General features: G+C 40.2%; 26 protein-coding genes. All 26 read right to left on the reverse strand.

Features of this window, described 5'->3' with window-relative positions; all coding sequences use genetic code 11:
- Nucleotides 1–73 precede the first annotated feature (73 nt).
- On the reverse strand, nucleotides 74–859 hold the full coding sequence (gene ypjB, locus ACQKKK_RS12270) for a sporulation protein YpjB (protein ID WP_427616435.1): 786 nt from the start codon (nucleotides 857–859) through the stop codon (nucleotides 74–76).
- A gap of 119 nt (nucleotides 860–978) precedes the next feature.
- A complete protein-coding gene (locus ACQKKK_RS12275) occupies nucleotides 979–1,575 on the reverse strand; it encodes a DUF1405 domain-containing protein (RefSeq protein ID WP_427616436.1) in 597 nt (198 codons plus the stop codon).
- Between the two features lie 180 nt (nucleotides 1,576–1,755).
- Nucleotides 1,756–2,523: a c-type cytochrome gene (locus ACQKKK_RS12280; protein WP_427616437.1), complete on the reverse strand. Its 768-nt coding sequence runs from the start codon at nucleotides 2,521–2,523 to the stop codon at nucleotides 1,756–1,758.
- 56 nt (nucleotides 2,524–2,579) lie between these two features.
- Nucleotides 2,580–3,254, reverse strand: coding sequence for a menaquinol-cytochrome c reductase cytochrome b subunit (gene qcrB, locus ACQKKK_RS12285; RefSeq protein WP_034307974.1), 675 nt, complete (start codon nucleotides 3,252–3,254; stop codon nucleotides 2,580–2,582).
- A gap of 3 nt (nucleotides 3,255–3,257) precedes the next feature.
- Nucleotides 3,258–3,764: a ubiquinol-cytochrome c reductase iron-sulfur subunit gene (locus ACQKKK_RS12290; protein ID WP_427616438.1), complete on the reverse strand. Its 507-nt coding sequence runs from the start codon at nucleotides 3,762–3,764 to the stop codon at nucleotides 3,258–3,260.
- 160 nt (nucleotides 3,765–3,924) lie between these two features.
- Nucleotides 3,925–4,386, reverse strand: coding sequence for a YpiF family protein (locus ACQKKK_RS12295; RefSeq protein WP_427616439.1), 462 nt, complete (start codon nucleotides 4,384–4,386; stop codon nucleotides 3,925–3,927).
- A 161-nt stretch (nucleotides 4,387–4,547) separates the two neighbouring features.
- On the reverse strand, nucleotides 4,548–5,099 hold the full coding sequence (locus ACQKKK_RS12300; RefSeq protein ID WP_427616440.1) for a ReoY family proteolytic degradation factor: 552 nt from the start codon (nucleotides 5,097–5,099) through the stop codon (nucleotides 4,548–4,550).
- Between the two features lie 41 nt (nucleotides 5,100–5,140).
- Entirely contained in the window at nucleotides 5,141–6,412 is a 1,272-nt protein-coding gene (locus ACQKKK_RS12305; RefSeq protein ID WP_427616441.1) for a tetratricopeptide repeat protein, read from the reverse strand.
- A gap of 367 nt (nucleotides 6,413–6,779) precedes the next feature.
- Nucleotides 6,780–8,066, reverse strand: a complete 1,287-nt coding sequence (aroA, locus tag ACQKKK_RS12310; protein WP_427616442.1) for a 3-phosphoshikimate 1-carboxyvinyltransferase — start codon at nucleotides 8,064–8,066, stop codon at nucleotides 6,780–6,782.
- A gap of 22 nt (nucleotides 8,067–8,088) precedes the next feature.
- The gene (locus ACQKKK_RS12315; RefSeq protein ID WP_427616443.1) at nucleotides 8,089–9,192 is read right to left on the reverse strand and encodes a prephenate dehydrogenase; all 1,104 of its coding nucleotides are present in this window, start codon (nucleotides 9,190–9,192) and stop codon (nucleotides 8,089–8,091) included.
- 48 nt (nucleotides 9,193–9,240) lie between these two features.
- Nucleotides 9,241–10,353: a histidinol-phosphate transaminase gene (gene hisC / locus ACQKKK_RS12320; protein WP_427616444.1), complete on the reverse strand. Its 1,113-nt coding sequence runs from the start codon at nucleotides 10,351–10,353 to the stop codon at nucleotides 9,241–9,243.
- A 45-nt stretch (nucleotides 10,354–10,398) separates the two neighbouring features.
- On the reverse strand, nucleotides 10,399–10,767 hold the full coding sequence (aroH, locus tag ACQKKK_RS12325) for a chorismate mutase (protein ID WP_427616445.1): 369 nt from the start codon (nucleotides 10,765–10,767) through the stop codon (nucleotides 10,399–10,401).
- Nucleotides 10,768–10,792: 25 nt separating this feature from the next.
- Entirely contained in the window at nucleotides 10,793–11,872 is a 1,080-nt protein-coding gene (aroB, locus tag ACQKKK_RS12330) for a 3-dehydroquinate synthase (RefSeq protein ID WP_427616446.1), read from the reverse strand.
- 3 nt (nucleotides 11,873–11,875) lie between these two features.
- Entirely contained in the window at nucleotides 11,876–13,048 is a 1,173-nt protein-coding gene (aroC, locus tag ACQKKK_RS12335; protein ID WP_427616447.1) for a chorismate synthase, read from the reverse strand.
- Nucleotides 13,049–13,302: 254 nt separating this feature from the next.
- Nucleotides 13,303–14,076 (reverse strand): CheR family methyltransferase, encoded by a 774-nt coding sequence (locus tag ACQKKK_RS12340; RefSeq protein ID WP_427616448.1) that lies wholly within the window; start codon nucleotides 14,074–14,076, stop codon nucleotides 13,303–13,305.
- A gap of 183 nt (nucleotides 14,077–14,259) precedes the next feature.
- On the reverse strand, nucleotides 14,260–14,706 hold the full coding sequence (gene ndk / locus ACQKKK_RS12345) for a nucleoside-diphosphate kinase (protein ID WP_307270482.1): 447 nt from the start codon (nucleotides 14,704–14,706) through the stop codon (nucleotides 14,260–14,262).
- Between the two features lie 96 nt (nucleotides 14,707–14,802).
- On the reverse strand, nucleotides 14,803–15,765 hold the full coding sequence (hepT, locus tag ACQKKK_RS12350; protein ID WP_061463876.1) for a heptaprenyl diphosphate synthase component II: 963 nt from the start codon (nucleotides 15,763–15,765) through the stop codon (nucleotides 14,803–14,805).
- A 34-nt stretch (nucleotides 15,766–15,799) separates the two neighbouring features.
- On the reverse strand, nucleotides 15,800–16,510 hold the full coding sequence (locus tag ACQKKK_RS12355) for a demethylmenaquinone methyltransferase (RefSeq protein WP_427616449.1): 711 nt from the start codon (nucleotides 16,508–16,510) through the stop codon (nucleotides 15,800–15,802).
- A 3-nt stretch (nucleotides 16,511–16,513) separates the two neighbouring features.
- Nucleotides 16,514–17,344 (reverse strand): heptaprenyl diphosphate synthase component 1, encoded by an 831-nt coding sequence (locus tag ACQKKK_RS12360; RefSeq protein ID WP_427616450.1) that lies wholly within the window; start codon nucleotides 17,342–17,344, stop codon nucleotides 16,514–16,516.
- Nucleotides 17,345–17,592: 248 nt separating this feature from the next.
- Nucleotides 17,593–17,841: a trp RNA-binding attenuation protein MtrB gene (gene mtrB, locus ACQKKK_RS12365; protein ID WP_427616451.1), complete on the reverse strand. Its 249-nt coding sequence runs from the start codon at nucleotides 17,839–17,841 to the stop codon at nucleotides 17,593–17,595.
- Nucleotides 17,842–17,862: 21 nt separating this feature from the next.
- Nucleotides 17,863–18,429, reverse strand: a complete 567-nt coding sequence (gene folE, locus ACQKKK_RS12370; protein ID WP_427616452.1) for a GTP cyclohydrolase I FolE — start codon at nucleotides 18,427–18,429, stop codon at nucleotides 17,863–17,865.
- Between the two features lie 307 nt (nucleotides 18,430–18,736).
- Nucleotides 18,737–19,009: an HU family DNA-binding protein gene (locus ACQKKK_RS12375; RefSeq protein WP_034308023.1), complete on the reverse strand. Its 273-nt coding sequence runs from the start codon at nucleotides 19,007–19,009 to the stop codon at nucleotides 18,737–18,739.
- Nucleotides 19,010–19,509: 500 nt separating this feature from the next.
- Nucleotides 19,510–20,988 (reverse strand): stage IV sporulation protein A, encoded by a 1,479-nt coding sequence (gene spoIVA / locus ACQKKK_RS12380; RefSeq protein ID WP_289315825.1) that lies wholly within the window; start codon nucleotides 20,986–20,988, stop codon nucleotides 19,510–19,512.
- Between the two features lie 231 nt (nucleotides 20,989–21,219).
- Nucleotides 21,220–21,942, reverse strand: coding sequence for a hypothetical protein (locus tag ACQKKK_RS12385; protein ID WP_427616505.1), 723 nt, complete (start codon nucleotides 21,940–21,942; stop codon nucleotides 21,220–21,222).
- Nucleotides 21,943–21,958: 16 nt separating this feature from the next.
- Nucleotides 21,959–22,156: a DUF2768 domain-containing protein gene (locus ACQKKK_RS12390; RefSeq protein ID WP_284470311.1), complete on the reverse strand. Its 198-nt coding sequence runs from the start codon at nucleotides 22,154–22,156 to the stop codon at nucleotides 21,959–21,961.
- Between the two features lie 297 nt (nucleotides 22,157–22,453).
- Complete coding sequence (locus tag ACQKKK_RS12395) at nucleotides 22,454–22,615, reverse strand: hypothetical protein (protein WP_427616453.1); 162 nt, start codon at nucleotides 22,613–22,615, stop codon at nucleotides 22,454–22,456.
- Between the last annotated feature and the right edge of the window lie 215 nt (nucleotides 22,616–22,830).

Here is a 22,830-nt window from a genome sequence, read left to right on the forward strand (position 1 = left end):
TAACTATTATTACTCTTAATTCTATGGATTGAAGGCGTCCCTGTCAAATATAGTGTTCTCCTCCCATGTCTTTTTAATCATTATGTCCTTTCCTTGTTTTTTCCCTATCACCTTTATATTTCCTCCAGCCTACATAAGAAAGCGTCAAGATAATGATGCTGCCTGTTGATATGATGACCCACCAAAGGGAAGGGTCGGCATCATCTTCCCCCATATCATCAAAAATGGAGGTTAGTTCGTTTTGTAACGCCTCAAGTTCCTTTTGACTTTCTTCATCTTTGATCACTTCCGGACGGTATTGGTTGATGTATTGAATTCTCGTGTCCAGTTGCTGCATCGTTTCTTTAGAAAGGTCGACTTTCAAACTTGGATATATCATTTCATATTGTGAAAGGAATAAGTTCAATTGGCTATTGAATGTAATTGTGTCTTGATTGATTGCGGCATTCTTTGTCTGCTGGAAAGAATTCATCATTTGATCCTCCATCTCTGTCCAAAGGGGCTGATGGGTAGACTTGACGGCATCGACAACAAGCCGGAACTTTGTGACAGAATTAACCTTTTCGGAGTCTCCCTTATTCATATCCTTTATTGTCATCAACGCCTCGTTATGAGCTACAGTGATAATTCGAAGTTCGTCCATGTCAAGTATCTGCTCTTTCGCTGTCTCTTTTAAAAACCGATCAGAAAAAAACGTCAGCATCCTTTCCGAATCTCCATATCGCTTCAACTTGGTCATTTCCAAGGCTCTGTCGGAAATGTTATCTAATTGCTCCAAACTTGAAGAGGATTCTGCATAGACAGGGAAATGTAAGACGACAAATAAAACAGCAATGGTTAATATGAATTTTTTCAACATGCTACTCGTCCCTCCTCATATCTCTACTAAAACGATATGAAAGAAAAAACATGAGTAGACCTCGTTCAACATAAAAAAGTTAACCCCGCTTTTACAAAGCTATACGCGGGGTTAACTTTTTAATGAATGAAGGATAGGGTGATTCGCTTTTTTCTATACCCAAAGTACCAGCCGACAAAAATGGAAAATATGCTGAGCCAGAAGGTAAAATAACCAATCGAATTCATATATACCAATAGATCACGGTATATAGGCATCATTTCAAAAACATAATCGATTATGTCATTATGTATGGTCCAAATCCCCGCCACTATCAAATGCCAAGGTTTTATCCGGTAAAATGGTGCATATAATATCCCTTGAATCGCCATCCCCAAATGAGAAGCCATTAACATATAGCCTTCCCATGGCAATGATCCTGTTGTCACCAAGGTCATTAAATTCATAACAACTGCCCATATACCATATTTGAAAAGTGTTATTATCGCCAACGCTTCCATAAGACCAAAATTTCTTTTTAATAGGAACGCCAATAATACAAATACAAAAAATAGGCTAGCTGTAGGGCTATCCGGTACAAATGCCAAAAAAATGGCCGGAGTATTTTCCAATTGACTGCCGTACCAATAATATCCAAAAGCGGTTCCAAATATATTTATTATTAATAACAAAACGAGCATTTGCCGATTCGCAAGCCAGCTGTAGATAACATTCATTCTTTAACCCTCTCTGACATTTTCATGTATACTCATTTTACAGGTCATCAACTTGAAAACCAAGTATTCATTTCAAATTTTTTTCTTTTACGCTTCAATTTTCCAATAAAAAAGCCGACAACCGCAGTCGTCAGCTTTTCCATTCGGCAGCATATGAGGAAAGTGCTGTCGATAGATACTTTATTTTGCTGATAATCCAGATACAAATTCAGCTAATGTTGCCAATTCTTCATCAGAACCTTTGAACATACCAGCTGGCATAGCACCTTGTCCTTTGACAGCAATTTTGGAAATCTCTTCTGGGGTTAACCCAGTGTCAATTAAGCTTGGCGCTCCAGCTCCACCAGTTAATTCTGCTCCGTGACAACTAATGCAGCCATTGGAATCCATCAATTTATACCCATCGCTCTCTTTATCAATGTCTGCACCTTCCACGATTGCTCCTTGCTTCTTAGAAGCTTCCCAATCGTGATGGGCTGCAGACTCCCATGTTAAATAGAAAACACCTGCTATTGCCAATAGCATGAAGCCTACAGCAAAAGGACGTTTCGCTGGGCTCCGGTCTGGACCACGATCTAAAAAAGGTGCCAAGAGCAATGCCCCGAAAGCCAAACCAGGTATTACCATGGACCCGATTGCATTATAAGGTCCTGAAGCATAGGTATACTTAAGTAATTGGTAAAGGAATAGGAAATACCAGTCCGGCAGCGGAATATACGCTGTATCCGTAGGATCTGCTATCCTTTCCAATGGTGACGGATGTGCGATTGTCAGGCATAGATAACCTACAAGAAATACAGCTCCGACCATCCATTCTTTTAAAAGGAAATTAGGCCAAAATGCTTCTGTTTTCCCAGGATATTCTGAATAATCTTTCGGAATATTCGGTTTACGGTCCGCGGAGATACGCGAGTCACCTACGAATTTCATACCTTTCCCACGATGCATTGAACAATTCCCCTCCTTTATGAAAAGGTTTTTTTGGTTCTTGGTTCATAATTCTTTTATAGTGGACCTGAAATACCTTGTTTTCGGATCATTAGGAAATGAGCCGCTAGTAAAGCAAATAATGCTGCAGGCAGGAAGAATACATGAATTGCAAAGAATCGTGTCAATGTCTGTGCTCCAACGATGGTTGGATCTCCTGCTATCAATGTCTTGAGTGCCGGTCCCATTAATGGTACCGATTCGACGATTGTCAAAGTAACTTTCGTTGCGAATAGCGCTTTCATATCCCATGGCAATAAATAACCGGTCAAGCCCAATGCCAGCATGATGAAGAAAATCAATACGCCGACCATCCAGTTCAACTCGCGCGGTTTTTTGTAAGCTCCCTGGAAGAAGACACGAAGAGTATGTAAAAACATCATAACAATAACTAGACTTGCTCCCCAGTGATGCATACCACGGACAATTTGACCGAAGGCAACTTCATTTTGTAAATAATAAACAGATTCCCAAGCGTTTTTAATGTCCGGGACATAGTACATCGTCAAGAACATGCCTGACAAGATTTGGATGACCGTAATAAAGAAAGTTAACCCACCAAAACAATATACGAATGCAGAAAAATGATGTGCGGGGTTAACATGTTCAGGAACCTCATGGTCAGCAATATCCCGCCATAACGGCGTAATATCCAAACGCTCGTCCACCCAGTCATATAACTTTGTTAGCAATGTTTACGCCTCCCCATGCGGTTTTAGTTGACCCAAATAAAGAATTCCATCTTTTTCTTTCGTGGCATAGACATCCAATGGTGAAACCGGCGGTGTCCCTTTCACGTTCACTCCATCTTTCGTATACCTGCCATAATGGCAAGGACAGAAAAATTGATTCGGATTAGACTTATCCGTATTCCATGCTACTGTACAGCCTAAATGCTTACAGATTGGAGATAAAGCAACGATAGTACCATCATCCATTTTGTAAACCCAAGCTGTATTTGTTTCTTCAGACTCATACCACCCATCGACCTGCTTAAAACTAAAGTCGACACGGGTTGGTTCGGTAGTCAGTTCACTTACCTTCTGTTTAGTTGCAACGAAATCTCCGCCTTTATCTGATGATAATACAGGATCAATTGCAAACCTAACCATAGGCATCAACATACCGGCCGCCATAAATCCACCAACGCCAGTAAGTGTGTAATTAAGGAATTGACGTCGTGAAACATTATGCTTGCTCATGCGTTTTCCCCCCCTCTATTACTATACTGAGAGCCCAAAGGACCAATAAATAGCAACACTATAAAACTAGGACATTTCCATGATATCTCAATAATTTACCAAGGTCAATATTTGTAAAACCCAAAAGGTGGCAACTATGTGTCAAATAATGCGAAAAATCCTACTTTTTTTCATTTTTCCAATTAAAAGTGAAAATATCAAGGATTTGGAGAACCTGCTGGTTAATCATTTCCCTGGATTGTTCAATTTCAAGACTCTCCAGAGGGATGGCAGGAATCCATACTAAATTATTTTCCAATTCCCTCTCTTCCTTTTTCCACTCAAAATCTGATGTTAGGAAAAAAATATGCTTGAAATCTTTTTCTTTTACTTCATTGGCCCAACGATTTAATCGCTCCACCTTATCCATTTCATCACTTAAATAATGGAATGTTGGCAATAAAAGAATTCTCCCTTTCATCTGCTTTTCAATTTCCAAGCTTAAAATGGTAAGAAATTCATTCATTGAGCCCGTTTGCTTCATTTGCCCCCCAAAAGATAAAGGAACCAAAGGAATTAAAACTGTATCCACATACTCTTTTGACTGCATATACATGTCAAGATCTTTTGCTGTCCACTTCATGTTTTTTCTTCACTCCCGATTTTTCAAATCAACTCCTTTTCATTTTACCATTTTTTTATAACATCTTTACCATATACCCATAGTCTTTACAAAAATGTAGGTTTTATCAATCTTTTATAAAAAATAAAAACCTTTCCTGATTACGGAAAGGTCATTTTATTTCATCCAAGTACTTTTAATTGATTCAATTGCTCTGTTAAGTTTTTAAATGCTTGTTCATCATGCTTATCAAGTGCTTCATCAATTTCCTTAAGCAGGCGGTCCCTTTGAAAATACAACATGCTTTTTTCTAAAAACTGTTCAGCTAGCAGCTGATCCTTTTCGTTCGCTGCCGTAGACTTCGGCATGAAGGGATTGCTTTCCAGTACCGCTGCATATTGATAGGAAGAGTAAGCGGATTTAAAGTTGAGCTGAATATAAATATCTTCATCCCGATTTAAGCGGATATCGTGAAAAGATTTCTCTGCATCGGTCGTCATGATATTGGACTTATAGAACCTGAAAGGGACCTCATCCACACAATGTGTCGACATTATTAATCCACGTGGGCAATATTGGGCATTTTCTACAAAATGAACTTTTTTCATTAGTTGATCATGACTCATTAAGTAATTCAATATCCACACGCATTCTCTTCGTTTCAGTTGATAATGATTTAAAAACCACCGAATAAAATCCTTCTTCTCATTCACAGAAACAGGGGCAGCCACCATGAATTCCCTCCTCTGTCTAGATTTAGTTTTCTTTCCCTTATCTACATTCCATCTGTACTTTCTCCTAGCCGCTCCAAAATCATTACATACTCATCATTGGCTGGGTTTATCTCAAGCAGCTTATTAAATACTTCTCTAGATGTGGCTCTGTCTCCTTCTTCAATTAAAAAGAAACCATAGTCCTCCAGGAAATCTTGATTGTCCTTGAATGAATTATATGCTTTATGATAGCTGGTTAATGACTCTTTAAATTGTTCGGTGTGTTGATAAGATACAGCAGCGATCCATTCAAACTGCGGATCATCCTCTCCATATCGCCTAACTTCACCAATACACTCCAATACATCTTCATACCTTTCGTGATGCATATACAATTTCAAGAGGGTGAGTGCAGCTTCTAAGTATCCTGGATCTATGGCAAGAGCTTCTTTAAATAGATTTTCCGCCTCTTCTTCAAGTCCGCTTTTCAAGGCTATCTTTCCGCCGAAGAAGTAAAGTTCCTTATTGAATTCATCAGCCTTGATTCCTTCTTTGACTGCTTTCAAGGCATTTTCCAAATCTTCAAGATGTTCATAACTCTTTGCCAGGTATAAATACAGGGAATGGTATTCATGATCCATTTCTTTCAGTTCTGTAAACTTACGAACGGCTGTCTCATAAAGACCTGCCTGAAATGCTGTAAATGCATATTCAAATAGGGTATTGATTTCAAGCCCCTCATTTAAAGCCTTTTCAAAGTGCGGAAGGGCCTCCTCGAACTTCCCGGAGCTGCTTAATGCTTCAGCAAGTCTCTGATTGACATTGACTCCAGCGATTTCTTGTTCCTGTTCCAAAACCTTTATGTAATTTGCAATGGCTTCCTGATCCCTTCCTTGATGAAAGTACAGTTCACCTAGCGCAAAATCAATGATGATTTCATCCGGAAGTATTTCCTTGGCCTGAAGCAACTTTCGTTCACTGACCTCATCCATCCCCTGTAATTGATAAAGGTCCGCTTCCAAAAGTAAAGCACTTGGATATACTTCATCATCAACACTTACTTTTTCAAGCATTAGCATCGCTTCATCTTCCTGGTCCATGTCAATCAGGATTTCCGCCAACGAAACAATCAATTCTCCTTCATCAGGATAAAGTTCCAGTAGATGTTCAAAAAGATCCTTTGCCTCCTCCACAAAACCAAGCTGGAGCATTTCCTCGGCCAGCATCAAAATGTCCTCTGCTGACTCTAATGATTTAATTCGATTTATATGTTTAAGAGCTTCTGTTAATTCCCCTTTTTTTAAATGCTGTACAACTTGTTCCACTGTGTTCATTGTTGATTCCTTCCTTTTGCATGATAGACTTGGTCTCTAGTCATATACACTCACGCCATTATGTCATCTTCTCTGCCATAAAGAACCAAATACCCTTGTAATCGTGAGATGCATAGTAAACAGTATTCATTAGTTTACCATACTGTAGCCCTGTATTCCATTGATGAAGTCCCCTCCATTCTCATTAAAAAAAGGTTACTAGTTAATTCTCCATTCTGCGGTCAATCTCCTTTTTGATCTGGGATCCCTTTTTCATAATTTCCTTGAATAATACAGGCATAAAAGCCTGCATGTTAGTGCTTTCAATACTTTCAAGCATGAAAAAAAAGTTTACAGACCAAATAAGGTTTGTAAACTTTTTTTATATTTACTTTATCAATTGCGTCAAATGCCCAAAAAATTGTGGGTATGATACATCTATGGCATCAGGGTCAGCAAGTTCCACTTCCCCATCCGTTATTAAAGCTGCGACAGCGAGCATCATCCCGATACGATGATCTCCATGACTTGTAACCTTACCCCCATTCAGGGCTTTACGTCCATTGATAATCAATCCATCTGCTGTCGGAATTATATCTGCCCCCAGGATGGAAAGCTCATTTGCGACCGTATCAATTCTATTGGTCTCTTTCACTTTAAGTTCTGCTGCATCCTTGATTGTCGTTATTCCTTCAGCCTGTGTTGCCAGAAGTGCAATTACTGGTATTTCATCGATGAGACGGGGAATTAGATCACCGCTGATGGTCGTCCCTTTTAGTCGGGAGCTTCTGACAGTGATGTCTCCTGCCGGTTCACCCTCGCTCGTCTTCTTCTCTATCGTAATATCCGCCCCCATCGATTTCATGACTTCGATGATTCCAGTCCTTGTCGAATTAAGGCCCACATTCTTTAACACCACTTCACTATTTTCCGTAATCGCTGCAGCCACCATGAAGAAAGCCGCCGAAGAAATATCACCCGGCACATGGATGGTGGTTCCTTTGAAGACTTGACTTCCACTTACTTTAATCGTTTGACCATCCTTTTGGATTTTCCCGCCAAACTCTTGGATCATTCGTTCAGTATGGTCACGGGTCTCTTCCGGTTCGATAATGACCGTTTCCCCGTCAGCCTGTAAGCCTGCCAGGATTATTGCTGATTTGACCTGCGCACTTGCCACAGGCAATTCATAGCGAAACCCTTGTAATTTGCCTCCTCTTATGAAGAGCGGGGTATATTCGGCTCCTTTTCGACCATCAATGACCGCTCCCATCTGACGAAGAGGGTTAACTACCCGTGTCATTGGACGTTTGGCTATCGATTCGTCCCCTGCCAGCACCGCCGAAAAATCCTGCCCTGCCAAAATCCCCATCATTAACCTGATCGTGGTACCAGAATTTCCGACATCCAGCACTTCTTCCGGTTCCTTTAATCCATTAAAACCTTTGCCTTCAATTCTGACATGCTGGCCTTCTTGTTCAATATGGACTCCAAGCTGCTTAAAACAGGAAATCGTACTTAAACAATCGGCACCTGGAAGAAAATTAGTGACTGTCGTTTCCCCCTCGGCAAGGGCTCCGAACATTATCGAACGATGGGAGATGGACTTGTCTCCCGGTATGGCAATCGAACCACGCAATGATTGGATGTTCGTTTGTAATTTTTTTGTATTCATACAACCATCCTTCCTTATTATATTATGCCAGGATCGTTTCATAATCTGTATGTCTTGAGATACAATCCGCGGCTTTTATGCGATCTACATCCGTTTGGAAGCTGATGACCAGCACACCATATATCTCTTCCCTTGTTTCTATGATCCTTATGTTTGTAATGCTGATACCTTCTTGTGCCAAATATCCTGTAATCTCAGAAATTATTCCGGCATAATCCGGTATATCGATATATAAATCATAAAACGCTGGTATGGCGCCTTTCGCATGGGTTGGTAAATCATCCCTGAAAATCTTGGCATCAGTAAAGAATCGAAGGATTTCTTCACTATCTTCATTTGCTACCAGCCCTTTTATATGCTCCATTTCATTCAGCCAATCATTCATTAATTCAAGTAACACATCGCGGTTATGTAACAAAATGTCACGCCACATTTCCGGACTGCTTGAAGCAATTCTTGTAATATCTCGGAATCCGCCTGCTGCAAGCCTTGAAATCAACTTGTTTTCCTTACTGTAATTTTCTGCCTGCTTAACGAGCCCCGATGCGACAATATGCGGAAAATGACTAATGACCCCAGTCAGCTTATCATGTGTAGCAGGGGTGACAACCAAAAAGTTCGCTCTTGTCCCTTGTAACCACTCTTTCAATTGCTCCACTTTTTCTTCGTCAATTGAATCTCCAGGAGTCAGCAAATAAAACGCATGTTCAAATAAATGCAATTTAGCTGCCCCGGCGCCGCTTTTATGTGAACCAGCCATAGGGTGCCCTCCGATGAAGGCCACCCCTTTATCTATCAATGGTTTTGCTGCCTTAACCACTGTATCCTTCGTACTTCCCGCATCCGATATGAGGACATCACTTTTTAAATCCATATCAGCTAATTGAGCTAAAATCTTGACGGTTTCATTGACAGGCACAGCAAGCAGAATCAAATCAGCTTCACATGCTCCCGCTTCCAGAGATGATACAGAATCATCAATGATCCCCAATAGCATCGATAGTTGAATATTCTTTTCACTTAGGTCCATACCAACAATCACGGCTTTTGGATGTGCATGGCGGACGGCCATGGCCAATGATCCGCCAATTAGACCTAGACCTATTACAAAAACCTTTCCCTTCACTCTTCTCTCCCCCGCATCTTTTATGCTCCTCTAGGTTTGATAAAAACGTTAAAGCAGCGAATCAGAAGGTGCCTCAACTTCATTCAAGAAAGTTTTAATAGCATTAATCATTCCTTCATTTTCTTCAGTAGAACCAATCGTTACCCTTAGGCTGTTAGGAAAACCAAAGGATTTCCCCGATCTTGCAATGTATCCGCGCTCAAGCAAATATTGAAACACCACATCGGCATCCTGTTTAAAATGGATAAAGATAAAATTACCTTGTGACGGGTAATAAGCTAAATTTTCCTTATTGCAAAATTCATAGTACCGCTTGAGCCCTTTTTGATTTTCTTCCTTGCATTTTTCAATGAAAGCTTGATCTTCCAAAGCGACGATAGCAATATTCTGTGCGAATGTGTTGACATTGAATGGTTCCCGGGATGGATCTAGTTTTTGAATAATATCCTCATCTGCCAAACCGTACCCTACCCTAAAACTTGCAAGTCCATAAATTTTTGAAAATGTACGAAGTATGATCAAGTTTTTAAATTTATTAATCCATTGATTCGTTCTCGGGTAATCCTCAGCCGTTGCATATTCACAATAAGCTTCATCCAGAACGATAAGAACATCTTCCGGCACTTTTTCGATGAATGATAATAAGTCCTGTTCGGAAATGTATTTACCTGTAGGATTATTGGGTGTACAAAGCCAGACAACAGCGGTTTTTTCATCTATAACTTTTAGCATTCCTTTTAGATCATGAGCTCCGTCTATATGAGAAACTTCCCTTATTTCCGCACCTTCTAGCGTGGCATTATGGCGATACTGCGAAAAAGTGCCTGTTGCCATGACCGTATTCTTTCCAGCTCCCAATAGGCTTCTGGAAATGATTTGAATGTTCTCATCAGATCCATTCCCAAAAATAAGCTGAGTTTCTTTCACACCTGTATGTTTTGCAACAGCTTCCCTAAGCATCGTTGCATATCCATCCGGATAGATGGCAAAAGAATGGGTTGAATTCCTAACGGACTCCTTAACCTTTTCGGAACAGCCAAAAGGATTTTCATTTGAAGCCAATTTTGTTATTGTTTCCAGCCCGTATAATTTCTTCACTTCATCAGTGGATTTTCCCGGTTGATAAGACTTCAAGGATAGGACCGCTTCATTCCATTTCATTTCAATCACCTCTATATTTATTTATATATTAAAATCATCTTATATCTATCTTTTTTGTTTTAAATCTGGCCGTAATACGGTAGCCCCTGCCTGGTATACATGCTGTATTTCTTTTTGAGATTTCGCCGTATTTACATGGATCATAACCCGGATACAAAATTGCAAGGAATTGCTCACCGGTATTTCTTTCATGCATGTGACCGGTACATAGGTCCACCCTTCGAATTTCCTCAAGGCTTTGGCAGGGAAGACAGAACGAATCTCATCCGTAGCAGAAAAAAATACAGAAGCCACCATATCGGGATCAATCTCGTTGACCTGAATGATTTCTGCCATCAACTTTTCGACAGCGGCAATCACTTCCATTTCTGAGTCTTTTTCTACTGTAGTGGCACCCCTAATTCCTCTTATCACACATAGTTCCCCCTTCTCCTGAACCCTATATCATATCAACCATTTCCTCTATCAGCTCAGAGTCGGCTATATCCATTAATAGTGGTGAACCCACTTGCTTTAGCAAGACAAAGGTAGCTGCATCATTGACTGATTTTTTGTCTGTTTTCATTAAATCAAGTAAAATTGCACTTTCCAGTTGGCGTGGAATGGTAATTTGATAACCTAAAGAAGATACCCAATTAATAAACTCCTCTAGTTTAAAATCGAGACCCTCTTTCTTTTTGCTTAATTTAAGAGCATATACCATCCCGATTAAAATGGATTCCCCATGCGTAAAGTTTCCATAACCCATTGAACCTTCCACTGCATGTCCAAGCGTATGACCAAAATTCAAAAAGGCACGAATGCCGTTTTCCTTCTCATCCTTTTCGACAATTTTAGCTTTAATACCAATCCCTTTTGTAATCATTGTTAGGAATTGCTCATCCGTTATATCATTCAAATCTATAATATTCGACTTTAACCATAGATAAAACTCATTATCGGCTATCAAGGAATGTTTAATGACTTCAGCAAAACCTGACCTTAATTCTTTAAGAGGCAGGGTTTTTAAAAATTCAAGATCATATATGACCGCTTCAGGCTGATGAAAGGCACCAATCATATTTTTTCCTAGCGGGTGATTGATGGCAACCTTGCCGCCCACCGCACTATCGTGAGCAAGCAAAGTTGTCGGAACCTGTATAAATGGAATCCCTCTCATAAAAGTAGCAGCAACAAATCCAGCCAAGTCACCGATTGCACCACCACCAAGGGCGATAATCAGCGACTTCCGATTAATCTGTTGTGATAAGCAGTAACTTTGGCATTCATAAAACACATCGAATGTTTTAGCATGCTCCCCCTCTGGCACAACATGATGCAGGACCGGTTTCCCCGTCTTGATCAGTGTGTTTTTCACGGTTTGCAAATGCAGTTCCGCCACTTTCTCATCAGTTATGATCAGAATCTTGTTTATATGATTTAATTCCTGTGTTATTAATTCGGATAATTCATTTATCGCCTTCTTGCCAATTAAAACCGGATATTGCTTGGAAACCGTTTTTATTTGGATGGATTCCATGATTTAAAACCCCTTTACTTCTTCCCGATATGATCTAATGTATTCTGCTAATTGCTCATAACGATCTGAAGGGAATTGATCAACGATCGCTGCCGCCAGTTCCCATGCCACTACTGCCTCAGCAACTACTGCTGCCGCAGGAACTGCACAACTATCGGAACGTTCGACACTTGCTTCGAACACTTCTTTCGTATCAATATCAACACTTTTCAAAGGTTTATATAAAGTAGGGATCGGCTTCATTACACCCCGCACAACTATCGGCATCCCAGTAGTCATACCGCCTTCAAAACCTCCAAGGCGATTGGTTTTCCGGTAATAGCCCTGTTCTTCATCCCATGCGATCTCATCATGGACATCACTGCCGAATCGATGGGCCGCTTCAAACCCAAGACCAATTTCTACTCCTTTAAATGCATTGATGCTCATTATCGCTGCGGCAAGTTTTGCATCAAGCTTACGGTCATAATGCACATAACTTCCTACACCCACCGGCATTCCTTCTACAATGACTTCAACGATACCGCCGATGGAATCCCCTTTTTGTTTTGCTTCATCAATTGCGTCCTTCATCTGTTGCTCTACGTTTTTATCAAAACATCTAACAGATGATTCTTCTGTCACCTGTTGCAATTGCTGAATCGTTTCGTATTTTGGCGGTTCTGCCTTCACTCCACCAATTTCCAAAACATGTGATGCCACTTCTATCCCCAATAAAGACAACAGCTTTTTAGCGACAGCCCCTGCTGCTACCCTTACGGTCGTTTCACGGGCTGAAGACCGTTCCAAAACATTTCTTAAATCGCGGTGCCCGTACTTAATCCCACCGTTCAAATCAGCATGACCAGGGCGAGGCCGGGTGATTTTACGTTTGATTTCTTCAGCTTCTTCCTCTGAAAGTCCTTCACTTCCCATGATCTTCGTCCAATGCTTCCAGTCGTCGTTCTCAACCACTAAAGCCACCGGTGATCCCAGTGTGTAGCCGTGTCTGATTCCCGAAGATATAAAAGCCTGGTCTTTCTCGATCTGCATCCTTCGTCCACGCCCATGCCCTTTTTGCCGGCGTCCTAATTCTTGATTTATATCCTCAGTCGTAATCGGCATTCCTGCCGGTAATCCCTCAATAATAGTAGTAAGTTGCGGACCATGCGATTCTCCCGCTGTTAAATATCTCATCTTCCAGCCCCCTTTTAGCACTTTAAAGTGTATATGTATCAATATACCACAATTTTATGAGTTGTGGGTATATGTAAAATTTAAAAACCATATTGTTTGAATTTTATCATTTTTCATTTTATTTTACATGTTCTCCAACATTTTCGATATAGTTTAATCTTTCCGATCCATGGTTCCTATGCGATTTGCCTGATTGCATGGCAAACGAAAAGGGACTGAATGCCCATGCAGGATCAGCCCCTTTTAACAAGTATTTACTTTTTCTTATAAAAAAATGTGTCGATCGTTTCAAATTGATATTTTCCCGGGATGAATATTTGCTCGGTACTTCCCACAAAGAATATCCCGCCGCTTTTTAGAGACGCACTGAATTTTTCATATAATAAACTTTTGGCTTCTTCAGTGAAATAAATTAAAACATTACGGCAAACGACTAAATCGAACCCCTGATTGAACCGATCCGCAAGAAGATTTTGCTTTTTAAATGTCACTCTCTTCTTGATTTCATCATTGACACGATAAAAATCCTCTTCTTTTTTAAAGTATTTCCTTTTTATTTCTTCAGGCACTTCAGTTAAGGACCGTTCAGGATAAATCCCCAATTCCGCACGCGCCAATACATTTTCATCCAGGTCCGTCGCCAAAATCTCTATCTGGCTAAGTGGAACGAGATTGGATAATATCATTGCAATGGTGTATGGTTCCTCACCCGTTGAACAGGCCGCACTCCAAATTTTTAACCTTTTTTTGCTTCCTAATAGCCCGGGAAAGATTTTCCGCTCCAGCACTTCCCATCTTTTCGGATTTCTATAAAATTCGGAAACATTGATTGTCATTCTATCCAAAAACTCATTTAAAACTCCGGGACAGGTTTGAATGTCTTTATAGTATTCACGAAATGAATGATAACCTCTTTTTTCATATAGAGATGTTAGTCGCCTTTTCATTTGCCCTTCCTTATATGATGCCAAATCAATGCCTGTCAACGTTTTGATATTACGAATAAACTCTTCATATTCTTGAGGCATTCCTACGACTCCCCTGTACATAATTATTTAAAGTGGTTCTTCTCTTTATATATCGGAGAGTGCCATATTTTCTTTAAACTAAAATAATTCCTTACGACTGCTACTCTAAAAAAGCAATACAAAAAAGCGGGTTCCATCGCATAATGTCGACGGAACCCGCTTTTTATATAATGATTGTATTAATTAATAAACCCACTCGTTAACAAGTTTTGAATACTCAACAAGTTCTTCTTCTTTGAAGAATAAACCAATTTCACGTACAGCGCTTTCAGCTGAATCAGATCCGTGAATGATGTTTTTGCCAACAGTTACGGCAAAATCACCGCGAATTGTTGCTGCTGCTGCATCTTTAGGGTTAGTAGCACCCATCATTTGACGTGCAGTAGTGATTACATTTTCACCTTCCCAAACCATTGCGAAGACAGGACCTGAAGTAATGAAGTCCACTAATTCGCCAAAGAAAGGACGTTCTTTGTGCTCGCCGTAATGTTGCTCAGCCAATTCCTGAGAAATGACCATTAATTTTGCTCCTGCAAGAAGGAAGCCTTTCTTTTCAAAACGGGAAACGATTTCACCGATTAAATTGCGTTGAACGCCGTCAGGCTTTACCATTAAAAATGTTCTTTCCATGAATGTCACTCCTAATATGTATCATTGTTATTTGCCTTTATAAGGCAATCCTTTTAGAATATTACCATTGTTTGATGAGTTTCGCAACTCCAAGTATCAAAACTTTCTTTTTCCGATATTTTTTGCGATATCGGATAAAGTTTTTCTAGCTTTAATAGCAGGAAGACCTTTCAACTCAGTAAAAGCCTTTTCTAAATACATATCACTGATCCTTGCTGCCTGTTCAATGGCCCCGGAAGATTTTATCGCATTGATAATATGCGACATCTCGTCTTTTGGCGTATCTTCCCGAACTGTTTCAATAAGTTTTTTCAACTTTGGATCTTCCATTGCAATCAAAACGGGTAAAGTGATATTCCCTTGAATCAAATCACTTCCGGCTGGTTTCCCAAGCTCTTCTTCCGAAGCCGTAAAATCCAATATATCATCTGTAATTTGATAAGACATACCGACATAATATCCGAATTTAAATAGCTTTTGGTGAACTTTCTCTTCAACCCCCGCTGAAATGGCTCCCAACTGGCAGCTGGATGCAATCAGTAATGCCGTTTTTCGTTTGATCCTTCTAAGGTATATCCGCCAATTCTGTTCAAAATTGTATTTATCTTTTATTTGTTCAATTTCCCCAAGACATAGTTCAACCATAGTATCAGCGAGAATTTGATGCGCAAGAGGAGACTCGATCACCGCCATCATTTCCAGTGCACGAGCAAAAATGAAGTCGCCTGTATACATGGCGACACGATTATCCCATTTTGATTTAATGGTTGCAGATCCCCTGCGTAAATCCGCATCATCCACAACATCATCATGTACAAGGGAAGCCGTATGGATCAGTTCCAATGTCGCTGCGACATGCTTTACGACATGAATATCATAACTGCCAAACTTCGCACCCAATAGGACGAATACCGGACGGATCCGCTTTCCACCGGATTGCAATAAATGCAGGGAAGCTTCCCTTAAAACAGTGGAATCCGCTTCAATTGCGGCTTCTAGTTCTTTTTCTATTAATTGCAAATCTGCATTCAAAAATGAATACATCATTTTAAATTTCATACATTCCACCCAGCTTTGTCCATTGCTATTATACTTATTTTGAAGGCTTGTACCCGAAATGTGTTGCTGCAACACCGCCGAAATGGGCCTTGTAACTGACATTTTCCATTCCAGCATGCTTGAACATGCTTTCAAGCTTTTTCATGCCTGGGAAATCTCGAGCTGATTCCTGCAACCATGAATATTCGCTATAACTTTTTGCGAATAATTTGCCGAACATGGGCATAATGAAACGGAAATAAAAATAATAGCCCTGTTTAAAACCAAGCATCGTTGGCTGTGAAGTATCCAGGCAAACCACCATTCCACCCGGCTTGGTTACCCGGTTTAACTCTTTAAGCACTTGCATGTAATCCGGGACATTCCGCAGCCCGAAACCGATCGTGACATAATCAAAGCTATTGTCCTCAAAAGGCATTTCCATTGCATTCCCATGCATTAGGGAAACCTGATCTAAATTGAGTTCATTCACCTTTTGTTCGCCGATTTTCAGCATGTTCTTACTAAAATCCAAACCAACGACCTTTCCTTCTGGTCCTACTTCGTTAGCAAGGGCAATGGTCCAGTCCGCTGTTCCACAGCATACATCAAGTGCATGGGCGCCTTTTGGGACATTCATGATGGCCATTGTAGCCTTCCGCCATTTAAGATGCTGTTTAAAGCTGATGAGGGAATTCATCTTGTCATAGTTTCCATAGATCTTTTCAAAGACATGATGAACTTTTTGCTCTTTAGACTGCTCCATGACTCACCCTTCTTTCACATATGAATTTGCTATACTCTTTGTTTGCTCCAAGATGACATTCACTCTTTCCTGAAGTTCATCATCCAATTTCGCCAGCTTCCGCATCGAGCACTGCACGGATTGCCCGGCGTCCCTCAGGCACTTATCGAATTGGGTCCGTACCCGTTCTTCTTTTTCTGAAATCAGCATGGTTCCACTTATCGAGTCATCAAAAGGCATTTCCCTTAGGACATCAAAAACTATCGATTGACCCGACTTCAGATAACTCCTCTTCTCGGCAAGCAACCGCTTCAAAAGCAGCAGATCTTCCGATATGTCTATCCAGTCAGGCTGATTATAGTGATCGGCCAGTTTATGAATCAGCGAAGCCTCGATCGCTTTTATCGTCTTTAAAAGCGTTGGCACATCATTAATGGACCCTTGTTGATAAAGGATGATTTTATTATCATTTATTTTTTTTATCGCGCTTGAAAGTATACGGATCATATCAACATTACCTACACTGGCAAGCCCTTGATAGTATAAGCCACTATAGTAATCACCAGCAAGCACTTGTAGTTGGCGATTTTTCAAAACCTCTGGCAACTCGACTCCTTCACCAGAATTCGATACGATTTCATGGGTATCCAGAGCTATTTGCACTAACATTGTTGAAATGATGTATTGATTCCGTTTTTCGCTTAAAACGTCCAAATCGCTAAACAATCCCCAAAGCAATATCAGTTTATCTTCGTCTAAGCTTGGCTTTTGTATATGCTTCAATAAATATGGATGTTGAGCTTTCGTTTCTATTACTCGTTTTAATTGGCTTATGTCGTCCGTTATGTTTAACAATTGAGACCACCCTTGCATCCCCGAAAGATAATTTTTTTCATACATATTGGTTTCTGTCTGTGTAAAATACACATTATTATACCATAAAAACAATCAGATGAAATGGACAACGTTTATAAAAAGAAACTTCCAAAAATAAGGAAACCATCGTCTTTTGTTCTTCAAAAAAATGGATGCGGGAAATTTACAGCTTGTTAAACGCGATATCAGATGATTGATTTAATATTTAACCCATTAAAGATAAGCTATCATTTGTCAAATGCATTCTTTTTAGAATCACTTTCTATCTCCCCGAATGGAGTATAAACTTTTGCATGTCCCCTGATTTTTATCGCCGAGGTGTGCTCCGTGAATTGTGCGATCATCACCTCTCCTGAGTCAAGTTTTTCAGAGTGATGAAACTTGGTGTCGGTTCCTCTTGTTAACCCGATGACATTCACACTATCCTCAATGGCTTTGATTACGACAAAATCATTCAGAATCTTTTTTTCATTCATCTTTCCCTTCCCCCCAAGTCCTTAGTCTTTAATGAATGCCAGCACTTCAGCTCTAGTACGATGATCCTTCGCAAACGTTCCCCTTACAGCTGAAGTCACTGTTTTAGATCCCGGTTTTTTTACACCTCGCATGGTCATGCACATATGTTCAGCTTCCACTACTACCATTACACCATGAGGCTCAAGCTTTTCCATGATCGAGTCAGCCACTGTTGAAGTGATGCGCTCTTGAAGTTGTGGACGCTTCGATACGGCCTCAACTGCCCGTGCCAATTTACTTAGACCGGTTACTCTCCCGTTTTTCGGTATATATGCTACATGGGCTTTTCCGTAAAAAGGGACTAAATGATGTTCACAGACAGAGTAAAACGGAATATCCTTTACAAGTACGAGTTCTTCATGGTCTTCTCCAAAAACAGTATCGAAATATTCCTTTGGATCCTGATTAAGTCCAGAAAAAATTTCTTCATACATTCTGGCTACACGGCCAGGAGTATCAAGCAGCCCTTCCCTCGTAGGGTCTTCCCCTACAGCCTCAAGAAGCATTTTAACCGCTTCTTCTATTTTGGCATGATTAACATTGGCCATTTATAAGTACCTCCTAAAAATTCAATAATATTATGTATTCAGAAATTCAAGGCATTACACCCTGATATCCATATTTCCTATAATTAAAGCGACCCATTACCTCCAGCAATGACGAGCCCAAGAAACTCAGTTTCGCCGGAAACGGTCTTTTCGTAATGGTTATTTCCTGATGACAAATTTATCATTTACAGCGTTTCTAAAATATTCACTGTCTTTTATATTATCACAGATAGAAATTAAGAAGCAAAAAAAGGGCCGCGTTTTCACGCGGCCCTTTTCGGTTAAGCACCCGTATGTAATGGTAGAATTACTTCACTGCATCTTTCAGTGCTTTACCAGGTTTGAAAGCTGGCACTTTGCTAGCTGCAATTTCGATTTCGTCACCAGTTTGTGGGTTACGACCTTTACGAGCCGCACGTTCACGAACTTCAAAGTTACCAAAACCAATCAATTGGACTTTATCACCGTTTTTTAGAGCTTCTAAGATTGTATCAAAAACAGCATCAACAGCTTTTGTAGCGTCTTTTTTAGAAATTTCAGTTGCTGTAACAACTTCATTAATCAATTCCGTTTTGTTCATGCCATTCACCTCCTCCCAAAAGGATTCTTTATAAAAAATCATTATTACAACACTATAATAGTGATTTGATATTAGTTTCAGTTTACAAATTTTCATTCCCTCGAAATCAAGGATTCCTAGCCGAATTAATTTCCAAATAATGCATCCGGAAATTTTAAAATAGGTTGAAATCGCTGTTATAACGCGTTTTCTGTATGTAGATTATCACAAATCCTATTAGCTTAGCAAGGGAATTCAAAAAATAATGGGAATCTTTTCATAAATAATTGTATATATTATAAATTTTGTCTTTCGCTATTCATCATTTCCCTTTTTTATAGAAATTAAACTTATTATATTACTGAAAATCGCTTAACCACAGGGTTTTTTCAAGATTATACTAAAAAACAACAGTTTTTTTCAAATATAAGCCTCCGTAATGATATTTTACTTGGCCCTTCCGTCCATTGCATGCAAAAAGACCAATCCATTAATGGAGTTGGTCCAGCTTTTAAATGTTTTTATAAGATGATGGCAATCAATCCCCCACTGCCCTCATTAATAATTCTCTCCAGTGTCTCTTTCAATTTATATCGTGCATTGTCTGGCATCATCGCTAATTTCACCTGTATGCCTTCCCTTACATAGGAACTTAGGCTTCTGCCAAAAATATCAGAGTTCCATATGGAAAGCGGATTGTCTTCGAAATCCTGCATCAGATAACGGACCAATTCTTCACTTTGCTTTTCCGTCCCGATAATTGGCGAGAATTCAGATTCGACATCGACCTTGATCATGTGGATGGAAGGAGCTACAGCTTTTAGCCTGACACCGAACCTGGCTCCCTGACGGATGATTTCCGGTTCATCAAGACTCATATCATTAAGGGAAGGGGCTGCGACACCATATCCAGTTTGTTTGACCATTCTCAATGCATCGGCCACCTGATCATATTCTGCTTTGGCATACGCAAAGTCCTGCATCAAAGATAACAGATGATCCTTGCCCCGAATCTCCACACCGACAATTTCCTTCAGAATATCATCATAGAGTTCATCTGGGGCGTATAGGTCGATTTCCGCAACACCCTGCCCCATCTCAATGCCTGCAAGCGCGGCACGGTCAATGAACTCGAATTCATTGAAATGGCCGACTACACGATCTACATCCCTTAGGCGTTTAATGTCCTTAACGGTCTCTTTAACCGCTTCCTGGTAACTTTCCCTTAACCAATGATCCTCTCGCAGAACCATTACCCAGCTCGGGAGATTTACATTGACTTCGAGAACAGGGAATTCGTACAGGGCCTCACGAAGTACACTGTAAACATCCGATTCCCGCATTCCTTCTACACTCATGGCCAATACGGGGATATCATACTTTTCCTGCAGGGATTCCTTCAGTGCGACCGTATTTGGATGGTGAGGCTGAACGGAATTGACAATCATGATAAACGGCTTGCCAACCTCCTTCAATTCTTCAACAACCCTTTCCTCGGCCTCTAAATAATCACTGCGCGGAATTTCTCCTATTGATCCATCCGTCGTAACGACTACCCCTAATGTGGAATGATCCTGAATTACTTTGCGAGTACCTATCTCAGCCGCTTCATTGAACGGAATCGGCTCTTCATACCAAGGCGTGTGAATCATGCGGGGACCATTTTCATCTTCATATCCTTTAGCCCCAGGTATTGTATAACCGACACAATCAACTAAACGAATGTTCACTTCGAGCCCTTCAGCTACCTGAATGGATGCTGCCTGATTCGGTACGAATTTTGGTTCTGTAGTCATGATTGTCTTTCCAGCAGCACTTTGAGGCAATTCATCCTGTGCCCTGGCACGGTCCGCCTCTGACGGGATATTCGGAATAACGACTAACTCCATGAATTTTTTAATAAATGTGGATTTCCCAGTCCTGACGGCACCGACCACCCCCAAATATATATCGCCACCGGTCCGCTCAGCTATATCTTTAAAAATATCTACCTTTTCCAAGGTATCCCCTCCCGAATTAGAGTTTTGGGATTTCGTTTATCCATTTGCTTTTATTTAGGACACTATATATCTATGATGTTGTCCTAAAAATTTATTCCAATTATTTCCCTGGTTCAATCCCTTCCTCCACCAGAAATTTTATATAAGGGTTGTTATTTTAAAAGTAAGATGAAATAAAGATAAAGAAATAACCCTTCCCCTACAATATATTTTGCAGAAGAAGGGTTATGCCTATTTTTTAAGAAATATTGGATTATTTGTTTTCTCATCAATTGTATATGGCAATGAATAGGCAGGTACGAACTCCGAACTCTGTACCAGCAGGTCCCGGATATCGTCACCTGGCTTGATTTCCCCATCATGCTTCTTCAATGCCTCAAGTAAATCCGGGGTATAATCAACAAAGATATCACCTTGACCATCGACTACAAGGTATAGGTCTTTTTGTGAGAATGGACTCGTGACCGTAGGAGGTTCCTTAAGGCCCATTTTTTCATAATCAAGTGTAAAGACATTATCGGATAACCTTTCCTTATATGGCGGATATCCGTTGCTTTGCTGATAAGCAGTCAATCTCAGAGAAACATCCTGAATCTTCTGTGCCATCCTGACATCCAACAGCTTTACAGTCGGATCTTTTTCAGCATTAACGAGGATGTATTGAAAGACGCCTCCTGATTCAAAGGCATTGTCCGGCGGTTCAGCCATATACCTCGGTGAGATCTTAGAAAACTTTATGACATATTTTTGATAAATCGGTGTCTCTGCATCTTTTGTAACGATGGGCAGTATGCCGCCTTCATCTTTCTGAAATTGATCGACTGCACTTTGTACGGATTGTATTTGTTCTTTATAAGGCAGTTGGTTTTGCATTTTTTGCTTCTCTGGATATAAACAGCCAGATAATGATACGGAGATGCATAGTAAACATAATATTTTGAAAAATTTTTTCATCATTTCTCCTCACCTATCAAGTGGTTGGCCCGCTAAGAACAACGATAAGGATGATCAAGCCGGCTAGAATCATGAGTATGTATGCGATAATTGCTGTCAAGCCTCTCCAAAAACCTTTTAATTTATAACGGCTTAAGTAGATTAGAAATATAGAGATAACCATAAAGCCCATAGCTATAAAGGATATCCACATTTTTTGCAGAGCAGGTGTCATATCTTCATCACTCCTTTTTCCAGAAATTATTATAACATACCAAATTACGTTAAAGGAATTAAATCATTGGCAAAACTGTGTAATTCTCAATTTGCATGAATCATTTTCGCGCAAAAAAATTCCGGAGCTGCGGTCACCTGATATATATACATGAATATGTAAAGCGGTTTTCATACCTCCTCCACTCCACAGCAAAAAAACAGCCCTAAGGGGCTGTTGACAAAATGGGGAAGGAACTTTTGCTCCTTCCCCATTTTGATTTTTATCTTTAATTGCTTGTTTATTTACTATTCTTCTTCATATTTTTGTAGTAGACTCTTTCGGTTTTCTCCCAGCCTTTTTTTGGCCACCGTTTTCTAATTTCTCCTGCCGTTCTTTTTCAAGCTTCTTTGCCTCTTCTTCAAGAGTATTTATCATTTCAAGTTGATCTCGCTGAATAGAATGATGTTTCGAAAACATCGTCATCCCCTCAAGTTTTAATTCTTCTATTTTTAAAATTAATTGTTAAAACAAAGTTGATTGGAACGGAAGGTGCGAGACTCCTGCGGGAAAAGCGCGTCAAAGGGAGACCCCACAGGCGTAAGCCGAGGAGGCTCCCGGACCGCCCGCGGAAAGCGAGTACCTGGAGTGGAAATCAACGGCCACATTGTACAAGCCCTAAAAAAATGTAGACA

It is taken from the genome of Peribacillus sp. NPDC006672 (assembly GCF_050274955.1).
Lineage (GTDB): Bacteria > Bacillota > Bacilli > Bacillales > DSM-1321 > Peribacillus.